Here is a 518-nt window from a genome sequence, read left to right on the forward strand (position 1 = left end):
GCAGGTTTCCCTCCACCATCATGAAGTTCGCGATCTCGGTGCTCATCATCGGGGGATCGGCCTTCATCCTGGGCTACGGCTTCCAGATCTGGCCGGGAGGCGCAAAGCTGTCCCCCTGGTGGTTCCTGGCGCTGGTCTACGTCATCCAGACCGTCGCCGAGCTCTTCCTGTCCCCGGTCGGCCTGTCCACGACGTCGGCGCTGGCACCCAAGAACTTCGCCTCCCAGACGATGAGCCTGTGGCTGCTGACGACGGCCACTGGTCAGGGGCTGGCCGGCTTCATCATCTCCAGGACGGAGAACATCGCGAACTCCACCTACTACTACGGCCTGGGGGCCGTGACGGTCGCCGTGGCCATCATCCTGTTCATCGTCGCCCCGTGGACGGAGCGGAAGATGGCCGACGTCGGGGTCACCTCCCAGGACTAGTTCGCAGGACTAGACACGGCTAGGCCGCCGCGAGTTCGTAGGTTAAGTCTCGGGTTCGTAGGTTAAGGGCACTGTGCTGTCTCCTCACTT

1 pseudogene is annotated in these 518 nt (G+C 63.3%); it reads left to right on the forward strand.

What is annotated here, in order from left to right:
- Positions 1-428, forward strand: a pseudogene (locus tag HMPREF3165_RS13775) (MFS transporter); the annotation flags it as partial.
- Positions 429-518 lie beyond the last annotated feature (90 nt).

This window comes from Actinomyces sp. HMSC08A09, assembly GCF_001807465.1.
Lineage (GTDB): Bacteria > Actinomycetota > Actinomycetes > Actinomycetales > Actinomycetaceae > Actinomyces > Actinomyces oris.